General features: G+C 69.5%; 18 protein-coding genes and 1 tRNA gene. 1 reads left to right on the forward strand and 18 read right to left on the reverse strand.

Features of this window, described 5'->3' with window-relative positions; genetic code table 11:
• The first annotated feature begins 34 nt into the window (after window positions 1-34).
• Window positions 35-1,249: an acetyl-CoA C-acetyltransferase gene (locus AB0L65_RS09310; protein ID WP_364242352.1), complete on the forward strand. Its 1,215-nt coding sequence runs from the start codon at window positions 35-37 to the stop codon at window positions 1,247-1,249.
• Between the two features lie 249 nt (window positions 1,250-1,498).
• Here AB0L65_RS09310 and AB0L65_RS09315 read toward each other — a convergent pair whose 3' ends face one another.
• The 18 genes from AB0L65_RS09315 to mfd form a co-directional block, all read right to left on the reverse strand.
• Window positions 1,499-1,906 carry a PPOX class F420-dependent oxidoreductase gene (locus AB0L65_RS09315; RefSeq protein WP_364242355.1) on the reverse strand — a complete coding sequence of 136 codons (408 nt, stop codon included), beginning with the start codon at window positions 1,904-1,906 and terminating at the stop codon, window positions 1,499-1,501.
• A gap of 65 nt (window positions 1,907-1,971) precedes the next feature.
• The gene (locus tag AB0L65_RS09320) at window positions 1,972-2,205 is read right to left on the reverse strand and encodes a DUF4287 domain-containing protein (protein ID WP_185068609.1); all 234 of its coding nucleotides are present in this window, start codon (window positions 2,203-2,205) and stop codon (window positions 1,972-1,974) included.
• A gap of 168 nt (window positions 2,206-2,373) precedes the next feature.
• Window positions 2,374-3,165, reverse strand: a complete 792-nt coding sequence (locus tag AB0L65_RS09325; RefSeq protein WP_364242358.1) for a Bax inhibitor-1/YccA family protein — start codon at window positions 3,163-3,165, stop codon at window positions 2,374-2,376.
• A gap of 519 nt (window positions 3,166-3,684) precedes the next feature.
• A tRNA-Leu gene (locus AB0L65_RS09330) sits at window positions 3,685-3,757 on the reverse strand.
• Window positions 3,758-3,806: 49 nt separating this feature from the next.
• On the reverse strand, window positions 3,807-4,382 hold the full coding sequence (locus AB0L65_RS09335; protein ID WP_364242362.1) for a peptide deformylase: 576 nt from the start codon (window positions 4,380-4,382) through the stop codon (window positions 3,807-3,809).
• A 16-nt stretch (window positions 4,383-4,398) separates the two neighbouring features.
• A complete protein-coding gene (locus AB0L65_RS09340; protein ID WP_350725772.1) occupies window positions 4,399-4,911 on the reverse strand; it encodes an ACT domain-containing protein in 513 nt (170 codons plus the stop codon).
• Window positions 4,912-4,991: 80 nt separating this feature from the next.
• On the reverse strand, window positions 4,992-6,308 hold the full coding sequence (locus AB0L65_RS09345) for an NAD(P)/FAD-dependent oxidoreductase (protein ID WP_364242364.1): 1,317 nt from the start codon (window positions 6,306-6,308) through the stop codon (window positions 4,992-4,994).
• 95 nt (window positions 6,309-6,403) lie between these two features.
• Window positions 6,404-7,198 (reverse strand): uracil-DNA glycosylase, encoded by a 795-nt coding sequence (locus AB0L65_RS09350; RefSeq protein ID WP_364242366.1) that lies wholly within the window; start codon window positions 7,196-7,198, stop codon window positions 6,404-6,406.
• Window positions 7,199-7,216: 18 nt separating this feature from the next.
• Complete coding sequence (locus tag AB0L65_RS09355) at window positions 7,217-8,089, reverse strand: hypothetical protein (RefSeq protein WP_364242369.1); 873 nt, start codon at window positions 8,087-8,089, stop codon at window positions 7,217-7,219.
• Window positions 8,086-8,412, reverse strand: coding sequence for a PadR family transcriptional regulator (locus AB0L65_RS09360; protein WP_364242371.1), 327 nt, complete (start codon window positions 8,410-8,412; stop codon window positions 8,086-8,088). Before AB0L65_RS09360 ends, AB0L65_RS09355 begins: the two co-directional genes overlap by 4 nt.
• A 98-nt stretch (window positions 8,413-8,510) precedes the next feature.
• Window positions 8,511-9,617 (reverse strand): hypothetical protein, encoded by a 1,107-nt coding sequence (locus tag AB0L65_RS09365; protein WP_364242373.1) that lies wholly within the window; start codon window positions 9,615-9,617, stop codon window positions 8,511-8,513.
• Window positions 9,618-9,790: 173 nt separating this feature from the next.
• On the reverse strand, window positions 9,791-10,738 hold the full coding sequence (locus tag AB0L65_RS09370; protein WP_350725782.1) for a Ppx/GppA phosphatase family protein: 948 nt from the start codon (window positions 10,736-10,738) through the stop codon (window positions 9,791-9,793).
• Entirely contained in the window at window positions 10,729-11,217 is a 489-nt protein-coding gene (locus AB0L65_RS09375; RefSeq protein ID WP_364242828.1) for a DUF501 domain-containing protein, read from the reverse strand. Before AB0L65_RS09375 ends, AB0L65_RS09370 begins: the two co-directional genes overlap by 10 nt.
• On the reverse strand, window positions 11,207-11,623 hold the full coding sequence (locus AB0L65_RS09380; protein ID WP_364242375.1) for a septum formation initiator family protein: 417 nt from the start codon (window positions 11,621-11,623) through the stop codon (window positions 11,207-11,209). Before AB0L65_RS09380 ends, AB0L65_RS09375 begins: the two co-directional genes overlap by 11 nt.
• 133 nt (window positions 11,624-11,756) lie before the next feature.
• On the reverse strand, window positions 11,757-13,034 hold the full coding sequence (gene eno / locus AB0L65_RS09385; protein ID WP_363970698.1) for a phosphopyruvate hydratase: 1,278 nt from the start codon (window positions 13,032-13,034) through the stop codon (window positions 11,757-11,759).
• Between the two features lie 103 nt (window positions 13,035-13,137).
• On the reverse strand, window positions 13,138-14,076 hold the full coding sequence (locus tag AB0L65_RS09390; protein WP_355197407.1) for a MazG family protein: 939 nt from the start codon (window positions 14,074-14,076) through the stop codon (window positions 13,138-13,140).
• A 3-nt stretch (window positions 14,077-14,079) separates the two neighbouring features.
• Complete coding sequence (locus AB0L65_RS09395; protein ID WP_364242378.1) at window positions 14,080-14,682, reverse strand: SurA N-terminal domain-containing protein; 603 nt, start codon at window positions 14,680-14,682, stop codon at window positions 14,080-14,082.
• 29 nt (window positions 14,683-14,711) lie between these two features.
• On the reverse strand, window positions 14,712-18,200 hold the full coding sequence (gene mfd / locus AB0L65_RS09400; RefSeq protein WP_364242381.1) for a transcription-repair coupling factor: 3,489 nt from the start codon (window positions 18,198-18,200) through the stop codon (window positions 14,712-14,714).
• Window positions 18,201-18,236: the final 36 nt, after the last annotated feature.

Consider the following 18,236-nt stretch of genomic DNA (forward strand, 5'->3'; position numbering starts at 1 on the left):
AGTTCTATCTGTAGCACCCGACAAAGGAGGGGCCATGCCCGAGGCAGTCATCGTCGCGACCGCGCGTTCCCCGATCGGCCGGGCCTTCAAGGGCTCGCTCCAGGAGATCCGCCCCGACGACCTGACCGTGCAGATGATCCAGGCGGCGCTGGCCAAGGTGCCCCAGCTCGATCCCTCGTCCATCGACGACATCATGCTGGGGTGCGGGCTGCCCGGGGGCGAGCAGGGGTTCAACATGGCCCGGGTGGTGTCGGTGATGCTCGGGCTGGACAACGTGCCCGGCACGACCGTGACGCGCTACTGCTCCTCGTCGCTGCAGACCACGCGGATGGCCTTCCACGCGATCAAGGCGGGCGAGGGGGACGTGTTCGTGTCGGCCGGGGTGGAGACCGTGTCCCGGTTCACGAAGGGCAACTCCGACTCGCTGCCCGACACGCACAACCCTGTCTTCCTGGACGCCCTGGCGCGTACCAAGTCCTTCGCCGAGGGCGGGAAGGTGTGGCACGACCCGCGCGAGGACGGCGTCGTCCCTGACATCTACATCGCGATGGGGCAGACCGCCGAGAACCTCGCCCAGCTCAAGGGGGTCACCCGCCAGGAGCAGGACGAGTTCGGGGTGCGCTCGCAGAACCTGGCCGAGAAGGCGCTGGCCGACGGGTTCTGGGCCAAGGACATCACGCCGGTGACGCTGCCTGACGGGACGGTGGTGGAGAAGGACGACGGGCCGCGGGCGGGGACGACGTACGAGAAGGTCTCCACCCTCAAGCCGGTCTTCCGGCCCGACGGGACCGTGACCGCCGGCAACTGCTGCCCGCTGAACGACGGGGCGGCGGCCGTGATCGTGATGAGCGACGTCAAGGCGGCCGAACTCGGGATCACGCCGCTGGCGCGGATCGTCTCGACCGGGGTCACCGGGCTGTCCCCGGAGATCATGGGGCTGGGGCCGGTGGAGGCCTCGAAGCAGGCGCTCGCGCGGGCGGGGATGGCGATCGAGGACGTCGACCTCGTGGAGATCAACGAGGCGTTCGCCGCCCAGGTGATCCCGTCCTACCGGGATCTGGGGATCCCGCTGGACCGGCTCAACGTCAACGGCGGGGCGATCGCGGTGGGGCACCCGTTCGGGATGACGGGGGCGCGGATCACGTCCACGCTGATCAACAGCCTGCAGCACCACGACAAGAGCATCGGGCTCGAAACCATGTGCGTGGGCGGCGGCCAGGGCATGGCCATGATCCTCGAACGCCTCTGACCACGTCCCATCCATCTTTTACGCGCTGCCCGGGCAACCACCCGCCATACTCCGGCTGAGGGCCCTCCAGGGAAACGGCCTCTGACCCTTCACCGGCTGAGCGCCGCTACGCGAGCCCATGGTTGCCCGGTTACGTTCCCCCACCTTGCCCACCGCCCGTCTTGCGCCGGGCACCACCGCGCCCGCCCCGCCGATCGGGCGCCCGATCGGCGGCGTCCCCATCGCAGGGGGAGGCGGGTCGGGGGTGGGTCAGCCGTGGGTGTCCGGGCCGGCGTGGTGGGGGGTGATGCGGAGGAGGACGCGGCGGTCGCGGGTCATGGCGGCGCGGTAGTCGTCCCAGTCCGGGTGCTCGCCGGAGATGTCGCGATAGTACGAGACCAGGCCCTCCATGGCCTCCGGGAGCGACTGGATGTCGGCCGTCCCGTCCACCTGGATCCATTCGCCGTAGAAGCCGTCCGTGAAGACGCACAGCGAGACGTGCGGGTCGCGGCGGGCGTTGCGGACCTTGACGGCCGTTTCGCGGGTGCTGATGATGACCTGGCCACCCGAGACGCCGGCGGTCACCGGGGACATCTGCGGGCGCCCGTCGCGATGCCTGGTGAGCAGGACGGCGCGGTGGTGGGTGCGGAGGAAGGCGAGTGCCTTGTCGAGGTCCATCTCCTCATGATGACGCCCATGAGGACGCGCCCGCGCCTGGGGCACGGGCGCGAGGATGGATGGGCTTAGATGAAGCCCATGCGGTTACGGCGGTGCCGCTCGTGTTCGTGCACGATGGCGGCGGCGTAGCCGTGGGATAGCCCGTGCTCGTCGGCAAGCCAGTTGGCCCGCTCGTCACACCTCAGGAAAGCCGGGCCGTTGTCGATGGCTTGGAACCACTCGGGGAGTTCGCGCCCCGTTATGGACGGGACTCTTGCGATCAGCTTCGTCTGCGTCTCCGGTGAGTGGTTCAAGGACATGGGCACCTCCGCGAATAAGGGTCCTTTGCTCGACCCTGCAACACCAGCGTCCGAATGGCAAGCCCCCAACCAGGCATCATTTTGTGACGGCACGTAGATTTTCGGTCACACAAGGAGAGGGCCCCGCCGGAACGGCGGAGCCCTCGGGGGTGACGCAGACGTTAACGATCAATCACTACTGGTGAAATAGCTGACGAACCGCAGCACCTCGAGGTAGATCCAGACGAGGCTCAGCGTCAGACCGAACGCGCACTGCCAGGCGAACTTCTCCGGCGCCCCCTCCCGCACGCCCTGCTCGATCGAGTCGAAGTCGAGCAGCAGGAAGAAGCAGCCGATCAGGATCATGACGATGCTGAAGGCCCAGCCGATCGGGCTGTCGGTGCGCAGGCCGAGGCCGCCGTCGACGAAGAAGCCGAGGATCAGGTTGACGAGCAGCAGCCCGAGCGCCGCGATGCCGGCCGCGAGGCCGAACTTCACGAGCTTGGGTGTGACGCGGATGATCCGCAACGAGTAGACCGTCAGCACCGCGCCGAACGCGAACGCCGTGCCGAGCACGGCCTGCAGCACGATGCCGCTGATCATGCCCTCGAAGACAGAGCTGATCTTGCCCAGGAACACGCCCTCGGCGACGGCGTACCCCAGGATGAGCGCCGGGTTGGTGCTCTGCGTGAACGAGGCGATCAGCCCGAGGATCAGCGCGACGATCGCGGCGCCGATGGCGATCCCTGGCGGGACGTTGAGGACCCAGGCCGCGGCGGCGGCCGCGACGAGAGCCCCGAGGGTGAGAAACCCGCGCACGACGACGTCGTCTAGCGTCATGGTGCGGTACGCGGGCCGAGTGGGTTGCGCGTACGACGGCGCGTCGTACATGTTCTGCAGCTGGTCGGGGGTCGGGGACGGCCCGGCCCAGCCCGCGGACTGCTGCCGCGACCTGCTGAAAACGGGGTTCTTGCTCTCCATCGCTGCCTCCTGTGACGCCGAGCCTACGGTGCGCGGCGACACCTTGGTCAACTGACGTGTTAGATCGATGTTCATTCGGGACTTCGGCAGCTTCCCAACGAACGTGCCCGGCCCAGAGTTCCCAAGGTCATCGAGCTCGCCCTTCAAGATCATCCGCAGCCCAGGGCCCAGGGTCTCGGCACGTCCTATTTACTGTGCGTCCACGAGAAAAGACCGGCAGTAATGGCGTAGTCAAGCATTCACAGAAAGAAACGTTCGGGAGAAGCCCGGAGAGGCAGAAAGACAGCCCGTTGTCAATATGCCGAAGGCGAAAAGTAAACGACGCCCACCTGAGCTTACTCGGCCGCTCCACGTCGGCCCCAACCGGTCCGGCGTCGGCGCCCACAGGCCCTTCCAGCAGGGGCGAAGCGCCCGCAGGCGGCGCGACACCGTAACAACTCGATATCGGCCGCAACAGGCCCGTCCGACGATCGCGGTAAACCTCCAGGTCAGGAACCCAAAGGCGATGAAGACGGCAAGTGCCCCCGGCGGGATTCGAACCCGCACGTCAACCCTTTTAAGGGGTTTGCCTCTGCCATTGGGCTACGGGGGCGCCGCAATCATACGAAACAGACCATGGTTAAGAGGAGCACAACTTCGCATCAGGCGTCACAACTGTGAAGTCTGCGGTGAAGTGAGAGGGCTCCAGGCACTCTGTCCAAGAAGAGTAGACCGTCCAGATGGTCGAGTTGGTGCTGAATGCAGCGGGCTTCGAAGGCGTCCGCTTCGATGGTGACGGGCTCCCCCGTACCTGGCAAATGCCCACGTACGGTGATACGGGTGGCGCGGAGGACATCTGCCGTGAGTCCCGTGATGGACGTGCAGCCCTCGCGCCCCGGGTCCCAGTGGGACGCTCTGGCGAGGCGTGGATTGGCCAGAACGAGCTCTCCGGCCCACGAACGGCTCCGGGGGTGGAGTCCGGCATCAAAGGCGATCAGGCGCCAGCTCAGGCCGATCTGGGGGGCGGCCAGCCCGGTCGTGGCGGTCTCCCGGCGCAGGGTGGCCAGGAGATCGGCGGCGGCGGCCACGATCTCGGGGTCGGTGGGATCGACCAGTTCGGCGGCGGCGGACAGGAGCGGGTGCGGGGCGCCGAGGACCTCGCGCGGGGTCCCCACGCGACCGCCGAGCACATCACGGCCGCCGGGCGCACCCCAAGGCTCGCCGCCCCATCCGTTCATCTGTCCTCCTGCTCGTTCACAGCAGGTCCGGTTCGACGGGGCGGAAGGTGATCTCCGAGTCGAGTCCGGCGCCGACTGCCGCCAGCCTGCGCATGAGCGCCGCCACGTCCACCTCCTTCGGTAGCTCGACGTCCGCGATCAGCACGTAGAGACGGCCGGTGAGCCTGGTGCTCATCCCGGTGATGTTGCCTCGGTCGGCGGCGAGCACGGCGCTGATGGCCGAGATGATCCCGGGCCGGTCGGGCCCGTGCACGGTCAGTACGTAACCGAGACCGCCGCCCTCCTCGCAGAAGTGCCGCTGGGCCTCGATGGCGGAGGCGGTCACCACGAGATCGGGCGCGCACAGCCGCTTCAGCAGCTCGGCCGAGTCCAGATCGCCCGACACCAGCAGCATCATCGCCACGTGGCCGCCGAGCAACGTCATCGTCGAGTCCTGGATGTTCGCTCCGCAGTCGGCGAGCGAACCGGTGACCGCGGCGATCACGCCGGGCCGGTCGACGCCGAGCACGGTCACCGCTGAGAGCCCCACCCGTGGTACCCCTTCCGCTTGCGACCAGGGGTGCCGAATACGCCCCGGCGAGGTTCGCCGGGGCGCTTGCCGTTCCTGGGCTAGCGACGGGTCGTCGCGACTGCGGCCCTGAAGTCCTCACGCGGGTGCTCCATCTCACCCAGCGAGATCGTCTCGCGCTTGAAGAACAGGGCCAGGGTCCAATCGACGACGACACGGACCTTGCGGTTCAGCGTCGGCACCCGCGACAGATGGTAGGTCCGGTGCATGAACCACGCAGGGAATCCGCGAAGCTTGACGCCATAGACATTGGCGACGCCCTGATGCAGGCCCAAACCGGCAACCGATCCGACATACTTGTGGCGGTATTCGACCAGTTGCTGGCCGCGCAGGTGACGGACGATGTTGTCGGCCAGCACCTTGGCCTGGCGGACGGCGTGCTGGGCGTTCGGGGCGCAGTACTGGCCGGGGTTCGTGACGTCGGGCACCCCCGCGGCGTCTCCCGCCGCGAAGGCGTCGCTCGTGCCGGCGATCGTGAGCATGGCGGTGCACTTGATCCGGCCGCGCTCGTCGAGCGGCAGGCCGCTGTCGTTGACCACGGGGCTGGGCTTGACGCCCGCGGTCCACACGAGCGTCTCCGCGTCGAACTCCGAGCCGTCCGAGAGGATCACGTGCCCGTCGGTGCAGGACTCCAGGCGGGTCTCGAGCTTGACGTCGATGCCGCGCTCGCGCAGCTGCTCCAGGGTCCACTTGCCCATCTCGGGGCCGACCTCGGGCAGCACCCGGTTCGAGGCCTCCACGAGCACCCAGCGGAGGTCCGACGGCTTGATGTTGCGGTAGTAGCGCGTCGAGTCCTTGGCCATGTCCTCCAGCTCCGCGAGCGCCTCGACGCCCGCGAACCCGGCGCCGACCACCACGAACGTGAGCGCCTTGCGCCGCACCTCCGGGTCGTCGGTCGACTCGGCCACGTCGAGCAGGTGCAGCACGCGGTTGCGCAGGGCGATGGCCTCGCCCACTGCCTTGAAGCCGATGCCGATGTCGGTGAGGCCGGGGATGGGCAGCGTACGCGAGATCGATCCGGCGGCCATCACGATCACGTCGTAGGCCACCTGGCGCGGCGCGCCCTCGGGCGGCTGGAACGTGACGGTGCGCTCGTCGTGGTCGACCTCGGTGACCCTGCCGTTGAGGATCCGCACCTTGGGCAGGATCCGCCGCAGCGGGGCCACCACGTGCCGGGGCGAGAGGTTACCCGCCGCCGCCTCAGGCAAGAAGGGCTGGTAGGTCATGTAGGACTGGGGGTCGATGATCGTGATGCGTGCCTCGCCGTCGCGCAGCTCCCGCTGGAGTCTGCGCTGCAGCCGAAGCGCTGTGTACAGGCCGACGTATCCACCGCCGACGATCAAGATGTGCTTGTTCATCCTGAGGCCCCATCCCTCGTGGAGTGCTTGTGAAAGCATTCACAAGCTTACGTCAAGCGCGCTTGATGAATCCAACCCGGGGGTGGTGGAACGCGTCACACAGCCAGTGACCTGGCCCTGGTGAAGACGTCGTCGAGCATCTGGGCGGTCACGCGGCCGGTGAAGGTGTTCTGCTGGCTGGGGTGGTAGCAGCCGATCAGCGTGACGGGGGCGCCGGCGTGGCGGACCTCCACCTCGGCCCCGTGCCCGAACGGCGGCCTGGCGCGCGGCAGCTCGTAGCCGACGTCCTTGAGCGCGGGCCACACGGCCTGCCAGGCGTACCCGCCGAGCGCCACGACCACCCGTACGTACGGCGCCACCAGCGCCACCTCCCTGGCCATCCACGGGAAGCAGGCGGCCTTCTCCGAGGGCAGCGGCTTGTTCGCGGGCGGCGCGCAGCGCACCGAGGCCACCACCCGCGTGTCGATGAGCCGCTGCCCGTCCCCGGCGTGCGTGCTGGTCTCCTGCGCGGCCAGGCCGGTGCGGTGCAGCGAGGCGAACAGCCAGTCGCCGCTGCGGTCGCCGGTGAAGATCCGCCCGGTGCGGTTGCCCCCGTGGGCCGCCGGGGCCAGGCCGACCAGCAGGATCCGCGGGCGCTCGGCGCCCCAGCCGGGGACCGGGCGGCCCCAGTACGTCTCGTCCGCGAACGCGCGCCGCTTCGCCTCGGCGACCTGCTCGCGCCACTCCACCAGGCGGGGACAGGCACGGCAGACGGACTGTCCGGCCGTGAGCTCCGCGAGGGTGTCACTGGTGGCGGCGAGGCGGCGCACGTCCGCGGGGTCGTGGGCGACCGGGGTGTCAGCGGTCGCCGGGTCTTCCGGCCAGCCGGTGCCAGGAGGTACGAAGCTCATGACACCGATGGTGCCCGATCACTTGGCGGGCTTCGGACTGGGAGTGGCCGTCGGGCAGGTCGGCCTCGGCTCCGGCGCGGTCTGCGGATCCGCGAGGCCGTCCTGGACCAGCGGCAGCGGGTAGCGGTTGAGTATGGGCTCGCCGCACGACCTGTCGACCGTGTATCCGAAGTTCCCGGGGTTGGTGATCAGCGGCTTGCCGTCCTGGTCGTAGAGGTAGACGTCGCTCAGCGGGGTGCCGTCCTTGGCGTACGGCTTGATGTTGTACACGCGGTCGTTGGACGACGCCTCGTCCACCCACACCGGCGACGGGTTCACCATGACGACGTCTGCCCGCTCGGGACCGCCGTACGACGCGGCCTCCACCATCCCGCCGAACAACGTCAGCGCCGCGACCAGGTTGAGCGCCCCGACGAGCCCCGCGGCCAGCCGTCCCCTGCGCCGCCTGCCGACCCAGACCGAGATCCAGACGCCCGCCGCGACCAGCGCCCAGCCGGCCAGGTCGGACGGGACGATGCCGCCCTGGCCGGTCAGCGCCAGCAGCAGCAGGGCCAGCAGGTAGCCGCGCAGCACCCACCACCCGGGGCGCAGCTCCGGCAGGAAGCCCACGAAGCTCCGGTACGGCCCCTGGCCCATCAGCCGGGTGTGCGCGCCCAGCGCCCACGCCCGCGGGTCGATGCGGCGCTTCCCGCCGCTCTCGGGGCGGTCTCCGTACGCGGCCGCCAGCTCCTCGGCGTACACCTCGGGCGGGCCCAGCCGGTCCTCCAGCGGCAGCTCCGACTCGGCCGCGATCTCGGCCAGGTGGTCGTCGAGGTCTTCGAGTAACTCGCCGCGCTCGGGATGGTCTGCCAGGGCATCCCGTACGGCCTGTGCGTACTGTTCGGGGGTCATGCTTGTCCCTCCTTGAGCAGGGATGCCATGGTCGCCGAGAACGAGGTCCAGGTCTTGGCCGAGGTGGCGTACATGGTCCGGCCGACCTCGTTGAGTCCGTAGTACTTGCGGTGCGGCCCTTCGTCCGAGGCGACCACGTACGACGTCAGCGCCCCGGCCTTGAACAGGCGGCGCAGCGTGCCGTAGACCGAGGCGTCGCCCACCTCCTCCAGGCCGGCCTCCCTCAGCCGGCGCACGACGTCGTAGCCGTAGCCGTCGCGCTCGTTGAGCACGGCGAGCACGGCCAGGTCGAGCACGCCCTTGAGGAGCTGGCTGCTATCCACGTAATGCACACTACTGTGCAAAGCGTAGTAGTGGCAACGAGAAAACCGGGTGGCGCCCGCAAGGGCTGCCACCCGGTCCGGTCAGCCTAGGCTGCGGCCTACTTGGGCGGGCAGGTCGCCGAGTAAGAGGCGACGCCCGAGGACGCGGCGTTCGGGCTGGTGACGACGAGCTCTACGGTGCCCTCCGTCTTGGTGGAGTTCTGCGCTCCGCCGATGCCCCAGGTCACGTCGAGGCTGCCGTTGACCGTACGCTCAAGCGTGTTGTGGTCACGGACGCCGTTGACGACCCAGTAGTACTGCACGGTGGTGGGGCCGGTGCTGGTCAGCGTGGCCCTGAAGTCCACCCCGGGGCCACGGTCGTCGGCGCACATGTCGTACCGGGTACCGGAGACCGACGCGCTCGAAACCGAGACCTTGGGGGCGGGAGCCGGGGTCGGAGCATCGTCCTTGCACCAGACCTTGTAGTAGGCCCGGTTGGAGGAGGTGCCCTCGGGGCTCACGATCTCGAGCTGCGCCCAGCCGCGCTGGCTGTGACGCGGGGAGATGCCGAAGCCGACCTTGCGCGTGTCGTAGACCTTGACCCTGCCGTAGTCGGCCACTTCACCGTTGAGAATCCAGCGGTAGCGGACCCACGTCGGGCGGTCGGCCTCGATCAGGCCGACGAAGTCGATCTTGTCGCCGGGCGTGCAGACGCCGGAGTACGAGTCGGGGCTGGCCCATGCGCGGGCGGACACCGACACGTCGAGGTGCGAACGCACCTCCTTGGGCTCCTGGCAGGAGACGGAGAAGTAGCTCTTCTTGGAGGTGGCCTTCTTCGGACCGAGGACCTGAACGGCCTCCCAGCCCTTGACGCTCTCCTTGAAGGTGATGGACTGCTTCACCGTCACCGACTTGGTGCCCTTGCCCGAGAGCTTGATCACCTTGACCTTGCTCTTGGACCCGTCGCCGTGGAGCCAGCGGTAGGCCAGCTCCGTCTTGCCCTTGACGGAAACCTTGATCTTGGTCGCGAAGTTGACCTTGACCGGGCAGGCTCCCTCGTAGTCGCCCGCCGACACCGAGGGCGCGGACACCGCGACCTTGGGAGCGGCCTTGGCGGCCGTCGCCGCCTGGGCGGGGCTGGCGACCAGGCCCGCGGCCAGGGCGGCCAGCACCGCGGCGGACGCACCGAACGCCGCCGCCTTACGTGCTAACCCAACAGACATCATGTGAGAGTGCTCCATTCCTTTGAGGGAAGAGACGCGCTCGGGAACGGTCGCCACGCCGGCACCTTCCGTGCACAGCAATATGGCAAAGCCCCCGTAATGCCCCTTTACCTAACCACAATACTGATTGCACGCTCAACACAGGCCATAGACCTGAAATGTCCGGATTTCTTCAGCTATCGGGCGATAGACCAGGCGATACCGTCAAGGATGTCGTGTTCACTGACCACGACCTGCGAAAACGCGAAACGACGGACGATCCGGTCAAGAATTAGCGCGCCGGCGCCAATCACGTCGACCCTTCCCGGGTGCATCACCGGAACCTCGGCACGCTCACCATGGGTCATCGCCAGCAGCCGCCGCGTCACCTCATGAACCTGCCCGGCCGAAATCCGCGAGTGGTGAATTCTGGCCGAGTCGTAAGCGGGCAGATCGAGCACCATCCCCGCGACCGTCGTCACCGACCCCGCCAGCCCCACCAGCGTGCGGGCCCGCTGCACGGGCACCTCCGCCTCGACCCGGTCGAGCGCCGCCTCGATGTCGGCCACCACGGCCTCCAGCGCGGGCGCGGAGGGCGGGTCGCCGGCGTCCTTCAGGTGCCGCTCGGTCAGGCGCACGCAGCCGATGTCCACCGACAGCGCCGCCTCGGCGTGCTCGGAGCCGACCACGAACTCGGTGGATCCGCCGCCGATGTCCACCACCAGGTACGGCGGCAGCGGCCCCTGCGGCATCTCGGTCTCCGGCGACAGCCGGACCAGCCCCTTGGTCGCCCCCACGAACGAGAGCTCGGCCTCCTCCGCCCCCGACACGACCTCCGGCTCCACCCCGAAGATCTCGCGGACCCCGTCCACGAACTCCTGCCTGTTGGCCGCGTCCCGGGTCGCGCTGGTGGCCACCACACGGGTCCTGACAGCCCCGTGCCGGTCGATCAGCTCCCGGTAGACCCTCATGGCCTTGAACGTGCGCTCAAGGGCGTCAGGGGCCAGCCTGCCGGTCCTGTCGACGCCCTGGCCGAGGCGGACGATCTCCATCCGCCGCTCGACGTCGTCGATGAGATCGTCGCCCACGTCGGCGATGAGCAGGCGTACGGAATTGGTGCCGCAGTCGACGGCGGCTACACGCATGGTCCGTCACCCCACCAGTCGGGGAGGGCGTCGAGCGCCTCCCTGCCGAACGGGTTGCTCCCCGGCGCCGCCAGCTCGTGCGCGACGAGCGCGTGCAGGCACTTGACCCGCAGCGGCATGCCGCCCGTGCTCTGCATGTCGCGCGGGAGCGGCTCCATGCCCTCCTCCTTCGCCGCCTCGTCACGCCTGGCCACGTAGTCGTCGTGCGCGGCGCGGTAGGCGGCGGCCAGCTCGGGATCGGTGGCCAGCCGGGCCTGCATCTCCCGCATCAGCCCCGAGCCTTCGAGCGTGCCGATGGCCGAGGCCGCCTTGGGGCAGGTCAGGTAGTAGAGAGTCGGGAAGGGCGAGCCGTCGGGCAGCCTCGGCGCGGTCTCCACCACGTCGGGGTTGCCGCACGGGCAGCGGTGCGCCACTCCGCGCAGCCCCCTGGGCGGCCGCCCGAGCTGCAGTCGCACCGTCTCGACGTCTTTACCGTCCAACACTTTCCTTCCCCGTCACGGCCCGGCGGCCGGTGCCCTTGTCGGCGGCCTCCACCGACTCCCAGAGCGTCTCGTACCACGGCGGCGGCGCCGGCGCCTGCTGCACGGTCGCCGGCTCCTTGATCTGCTGCTGGTCCATCACCACGTAGCACTTCTCGCCGGGCCCGCAGTAGTGCAGCCGTTCCTTGGCCGTCTTCTTGATCCAGTTGGGATCGTCGCTCTGCCGGTCGCGCTCCAGCAGCGTCTGCTTCTCCGCCTCGACCCTGTCCTTCTCCGCCCGATGCTCGGCGATGCTGCGGCGCAGGCTGATGTACTCGCGGACAGGGTAGGCCAGGCTCATCGCGATCGCGCACACCACGACGGCCAGGATGGCGGCCCGCCCGGTCAACTGCGGCCTTTTCGCCATTGCTGCACCCCCTGCCTATGGCCTCACTTCGTGAGGCGGGCTCGGTCGCCCTGGAGCCGTCGTTTTCCTCACCATTCCGGTCGCTTCGCTCCCTCCATGGTGAGGAAAACGACGGCGCTCCCTCGCAAAAAACCTAGCGCCGGAAGCGCGGGAAGGCGGCGCGACCCGCGTAGCGGGCGGCGTCGTCGAGGAGTTCCTCGATGCGCAGCAGCTGGTTGTACTTGGCCACCCGGTCCGAACGGGCCGGGGCGCCGGTCTTGATCTGGCCGCAGTTGACCGCGACCGCGAGGTCGGCGATCGTCGTGTCCTCGGTCTCGCCGGAGCGGTGGCTCATCATGCACTTGTAGCCGTTGCGGTGGGCCAGGTCCACGGCGTCGAGGGTCTCCGACAGCGTGCCGATCTGGTTGACCTTGACCAGCAGGGCGTTGGCGGTGCCCTCCTTGATGCCGCGCTCCAGCCGCTCGGGGTTGGTGACGAACAGGTCGTCGCCCACGAGCTGCACCTTGTCGCCGAGCGCCTCGGTGATGGCCTTCCAGCCGGCCCAGTCCTCCTCGTCGAGCGGGTCCTCGATGGAGACGAGCGGGTAGTTGGCGACCAGGTCCGCGTAGAACTCGATCAGCTCCTGCGCCGACAGGCCCTTGCCGTCGATCGTGTAGACGCCGTCCTTGTGGAACTCGGAGGCGGCCACGTCGAGCGCCAGCGCCACGTCCTCGCCCGGCACGTAGCCGGCCCGCTCGATGGCGACCAGGATCAGGTCGAGCGCGTCGCGGTTGGACGGCAGGTTGGGCGCGAAGCCGCCCTCGTCGCCCAGGCCCGTGGCGTAGCCCTTCTCCTTGAGCACGCCCTTGAGCGCGTGGTAGACCTCCGTGCCCATGCGCACGGCCTCGCGGAACGTCTCCGCCCCGATCGGCGCGATCATGAACTCCTGGATGTCCACGTTGGTGTCGGCGTGGGCGCCGCCGTTGAGGATGTTCATCATCGGCACGGGCAGCACGTGGGCGTTGGGGCCGCCGACGTAGCGGAAGAGCGGCAGGTCGGCGCTGTCGGCGGCGGCCTTCGCGACGGCCAGCGAGACGCCCAGGATGGCGTTGGCGCCGAGCTTGGCCTTGTTGGGCGTGCGGTCCAGGTCGATCATGATCTGGTCGATGATGCGCTGGTCCTCGGCCTCGATGCCGTTGATCTCCTCGAAGATCTCGTCGGTCACGGCGAGGACGGCCTTCTCCACGCCCTTGCCGCCGTAACGCTTGCCGCCGTCACGCAGCTCGACCGCCTCGAACTGGCCGGTGGACGCCCCGCTCGGCACGGCCGCGCGGCCGGTGCTGCCGTCGTCGAGCACGATCTCGACCTCGACCGTGGGGTTGCCTCGGGAGTCGAGGATCTCGCGGGCGTATACGACCTCGATGGTAGCCACGGGATTGCGCTCCTAAGTGAAAGGCGATATGCCATCAGAGCCTATCGGTACACCCGCACGCGGGACCGCACGGTCACCGGACACCGAACCGGGCACCGCAGGGTCAGGCCGATTCCCAGGCGCGCACCCGGTCGCGATACGTACGGGCGGCCGCCCGCAGCTCGGCCTCGGCGTCGAGACCGGCCTCCGCGGCCCGGCGGACCAGGTCGAACAGCTCCCGGGCCACCCCCTGCCCGACGGCCGCCGCGAGCGCGTCGGGCGCCCCGGCCCGCTCGGCCCGGCGCACCAGCTGGGCGGCCAGCGACAGCGCGGGCTGCCCCATGGGCACGCCGTCGAGCACCGACTCCCGGCCCTTGGCGGCCCGCTCGGCCGCCTTGATCGCGTCCCAGTTGTCGTTGACCTCGTCGGCGCTCTCCGCGCGTACCGAGCCGAAGACGTGCGGATGGCGGCGCACCAGCTTCTCGACGATCCCGGCCGCCACGTCGTCCATGTCGAAGTCCGCGGCCACCCGCGCGTGGAAGACCACCTGGAGCAGCAGGTCGCCCAGCTCCTCGCGGAGTGCCGGGTAGTCGCCCTGCTCGATGGTCTCCAGCACCTCGTACGCCTCTTCGAGCAGGTACGGCACCAGCGACTCGTGCGTCTGCTTGCGGTCCCACGGGCACTCGGTCCGCAGCCGGTCCATCACGGCGACCAGGTCGAGCACCCGGGCCCCCGGCAGGTCGTACGAGCCCGGCACCACCTCGATCAGCGGCGGCTCCTCCAGCGCGATCGCGGCGTGCCCGACCGCGCGCATGAACTCCTCGTCCTCCTTCTCGGAGGCCGAGGCGAGCCACACCACGCTCTCGCCGACGGCCCGCGCGGCCAGCCCGCGCGGGTCGGGCTCCACGACCTCGACCGTCACCCCCGCCTCCGCCAGGTAGGGCAGCTGCGGATGCGCGGCGGACCCGGTCAGCACCGGACCCGAGCGCAGCACCTGCCACGCCTGATGGCTCAGCAGGCCCGGCGGGACCCTGGGCGAGGTGGTGACGACGGTCAGCGGCATGGATCAGCCCTGCTGCTGCGGCTGCTGAGCCTGCTGCGGGGTGGCCTTGCCGAACCTGCCGGCGTCCACGAACAGCGACGGGTTCTCCTGCGACGGGTTGGCGTTGACCACACCGAAGCGGGGGTTGAAGATCGTCTTGATCGAGGCGAAGTCCTGGCGGAGCTTGTCGAGCCCGCCCTGGCCGGCCTGCTGCTGCAGCTTGGCCATCCCGACCGCCGTGCGCGCGTACTCGCGGGCGTAGCTGGGCGCGACGCCCAGGGCCAGCAGGTTGATCTGGGGCGACTGGTACTGGCCGGGGTCCTGGAGCTTGGCGTCGATCTCCTTGTCGGTCACCTGGACGTTGTTGCGCGCCATCAGCTGGCTGGCGGCGCTGATGTCGGCCAGCCGCTGGAGCACGTACTGGCTGACCGGCACGCCGAGCGCGGTCTCGTCCAGCTTGTTCTGCTTCAGCGCGGCCTTGTAGGCCTCCGCGTCCTTGTTGAGCTGACCCGTCGAGATGCGCTCCTTGCCCACCACGGCCGCGGCGCCGGCCTGCATGGGGGAAGAGCAGGCGGTCAGCGCGATGCCCACCGCGGCAGCGGCCACAGCCACTCGTATCGACTTCACGTGCGTCCCTTTCCGACCGAAAACCGCCGCTAGCTTACCCGCGCTGGCTCGAGGAACATCGCCTCGACCAGGTCACCGCACCATTTGAGCAGGTCGAGATCCCGAAGTGGCTGCCCACCGAGCGGCTTGGTCTTGGGCACCGGCACCAGCAGCGTCTCGGCCGCCTGCTTGTATATCGCCTTCTTGTACAGCCGGTCGAGCCGGACCTGCTGCGACTCCCTCAGCCTGGCCGGGCCGAACTTGATGTTCTGGCCCTGCAGCGTCACGTCCGTGAGCCCGGCCTGGCGCGCCTTGATCCGGAACTTGGCCACCTCCAGCAGGTTGTCCACCTCCGCGGGCGGCTTGCCGTAGCGGTCGGTCAGCTCGGCGCGCACCTCGTCGATGTCGGCGTGGGCGGCGATGGCCGCGATCCGCTTGTACGCCTCCAGCCGCAGCCGCTCGGAGGTGACGTAGTCGTGCGGGATGTGGGCGTTGATCGGCAGCTCGACCTTGACGTCCGGCTGCTCCTCCTGCGCCTCGCCGCCTTCGAGCTTGGCCTTCTGCTCCTGCACGGCCTCGGCCATCAGCCGTACGTACAGGTCGAAGCCGACGCCCGCGATGAACCCGGACTGCTCGGCCCCCAGCACGTTGCCCGCGCCGCGGATCTCCAGGTCCTTCATGGCGACGTACATGCCCGCGCCCATCTCGGTGTGCTGCGAGATCGTGGCCAGCCGCTCGTGGGCGGTCTCGGTCAGCGGCTTCTCCGGCGGGTAGAGGAAGTACGCGTAACCGCGCTCCCTGCCCCGGCCGACACGCCCGCGGAGCTGGTGCAGCTGCGACAGGCCGTAGTTGTCGGCCCGGTCGACGATCAGCGTGTTGGCGTTGGGCACGTCGAGCCCGGACTCGACGATCGTGGTGGAGACCAGCAGGTCGTACTCGCGCTCCCAGAAGCCCACCATGATCTTCTCGAGCTGGTGCTCGTTCATCTGCCCGTGGGCCACCGCGATGCGCGCCTCGGGCACCAGCTCGCGCAGCCGCGCGGCCACGCGGTTGATCGAGGCCACTCGGTTGTGCACGAAGAAGATCTGCCCGTCGCGCATCAGCTCGCGCCTGATCGCCGCCCCGATCTGCTTCTCCTCGTACGGCCCCACGAACGTGAGGATCGGGTGCCGCTCCTCCGGCGGCGTGAGGATCGTGGACATCTCGCGGATGCCGGTCAGGCCCATCTCCAGCGTGCGCGGGATCGGCGTGGCCGACATGGCCAGCACGTCGACCTGCGTGCGCAGGTGCTTCATCGCCTCCTTGTGCTCGACGCCGAACCGCTGCTCCTCGTCGATGATGATCAGCCCCAGGTCCTTGAAGCGGACCTCGGGACTGAGCAGCCGGTGGGTGCCGATCACGACGTCGACGGCGCCCGACCTGAGCCCTTCGAGCGTGCCCTTGACCTCGCCGTCGGTCTGGAACCGGGAGACGGGCTTGAGCGTGACGGGGAAGCTGGAGAACCGCTCGGTGAAGGTGGACATGTGCTGCTGGACCAGCAGCGTCGTCGGCACCAGCACGGCCACCTGCTTGCCGTCCTGCACCGCCTTGAACGCCGCCCGCACCGCGATCTCGGTCTTGCCGTAGCCGACGTCGCCGCAGATCAGCCGGTCCATCGGGACACCGCGCTCCATGTCGCGCTTGACCTCGTCGATGGCCTCCAGCTGGTCGCCGGTCTCGGCGTACGGGAAGGCGTCCTCCATCTCCCGCTGCCACGGCGTGTCGTCCCCGAACGCGTGGCCCGGCGAGGCCATGCGGGCGGAGTAGAGCCTGATCAGCTCCCCCGCGATCTCCTTGACCGCCTTCTTCGCCCGGGACTTGGCCTTGGCCCAGTCGGCGCCGCCCATGCGGTTGAGCGTGGGCGCCTCGCCGCCGACGTAGCGGGTGACCTCGTCGAGCTGGTCGGTCGGCACGTAGAGCCGGTCGCCCTTGGCGTATTCGATGACCAGGTATTCGCGGGTGGCGCCCTGGACCGTGCGCTGGACCATCTCGATGTAGCGGCCCACGCCGTGCTGCTCGTGCACCACGTGGTCGCCGACCTTGAGCTGAAGCGGGTCGACCATGTTGCGCCGGCGCGACGGCAGGCGCCGCATGTCCTTGGTGGACGCCTTCTGCCCGACCAGGTCGAGGTGGGTGAGCACGGCCAGGTTGGGCGTGATGAAGCCGTGCTCGATCAGGCCCGTGCTGACGTGGACGACCTTGGGCTCGGGCGCCTTGTCCAGGAACTGCCGCAGCCTCGCGGGCACGTCGACGCCCTTGAGCAGCTCGACCATCCGCTCGGCCGGCCCGTGGCCCTCGCTGAGCAGCACGACGGCCTTGTCCTCGGCCAGCCAGCCCTTGATGTCGGCCAGCGCCTTGGCGGTGTCGCCCCGGTAGGCCTCGGAGTCCTGCGCGTCGAGCTCGACCCCGCCGCCGAACGGCGCCATCGTCCACCACGGCTGGCCCAGCGCGTCGGCGTGGTCGCGGATCTCCTCCAGCGAGCGGAACGCCGCCGCGCCCAGGTCGATCGGCGCCTCGCCGCCGGCCGCCGCGTTGATCCAGGAGGCCTCCAGGAACTCCTGCGACGTGCGTACGAGCTCCTCGGCCCGCCCCCTGATCCGCTCGGGGTCGCACACGAACACCGCGGACCTGACCGGCAGGTGGTCGAGCAGCAGGTCCATCTCGCCGGCCAGCACGGGCGCGAACGCCTCCATGCCCTCGACCGGCGAGCCCTCGGCGAGCTGGTCGAGCACCTCGGCCAGCGCCGGGTGCTCCTCGGCCAGCTCCGCCGCCCGGGCCCTGACCTCGTCGGTCAGCAGCAGCTCGCGGCACGGCGGAGCGAACAGCCCTTCCTCGGCCGCCTCCAGCGAGCGCTGGTCGGCCACCTTGAACCAGCGGATCTCCTCGACCGTGTCGCCCCAGAACTCCAGCCGCAGCGGGTGCTCCTCGGTCGGCGGGAACACGTCGAGCAGCCCGCCGCGCACGGCCACCTCGCCGCGTTTCTCCACCATGTCGACGCGGTGGTAACCGTTGGTCACCAGGCGGTCGACGACCTCGTCGAGGTCGGCGTCGTCGCCCGCGCGCAGCCTGATGGGCTCCAGGTCGCCGAGCCCCTTCACGATGGGCTGCAGCAGCGCCCTGATCGGCGCCACGATCACGCTGAGCGGCCCGGCCGCGCTGTCACCCTTGATCGGGTGCGCCAGCCGCCGCAGCACCGCCAGCCGCTGCCCCACGGTGTCGCTGCGCGGCGAGAGCCGCTCGTGCGGCAGCGTCTCCCAGGCCGGGAACACGGCCACCGAGCTGGGCTCGATGAGGCTGGTCAGCGCGGCGGCGAGGTCTTCCGCCTCACGGCCCGTAGCGGTGACCGCCAGCACGGCCCGCTGGTCGTGCGTGGCCAGCGCGGCCACGCCGAACGGCCGCAGCGCGACGGGCGCGACCAGCGCGACATCGCCGCCCTCTTCGAGAGCGGCGGTCAGTTTCGGGTCGGCGCGAACAAGGTCAAGTAGCCCGGAAAGACTCATCAGATACGCCCACAGCCCCACGACGGCAACACGACT

The organism is Nonomuraea sp. NPDC052116 (assembly GCF_040680035.1).
Classification (GTDB): domain Bacteria; phylum Actinomycetota; class Actinomycetes; order Streptosporangiales; family Streptosporangiaceae; genus Nonomuraea; species Nonomuraea angiospora_A.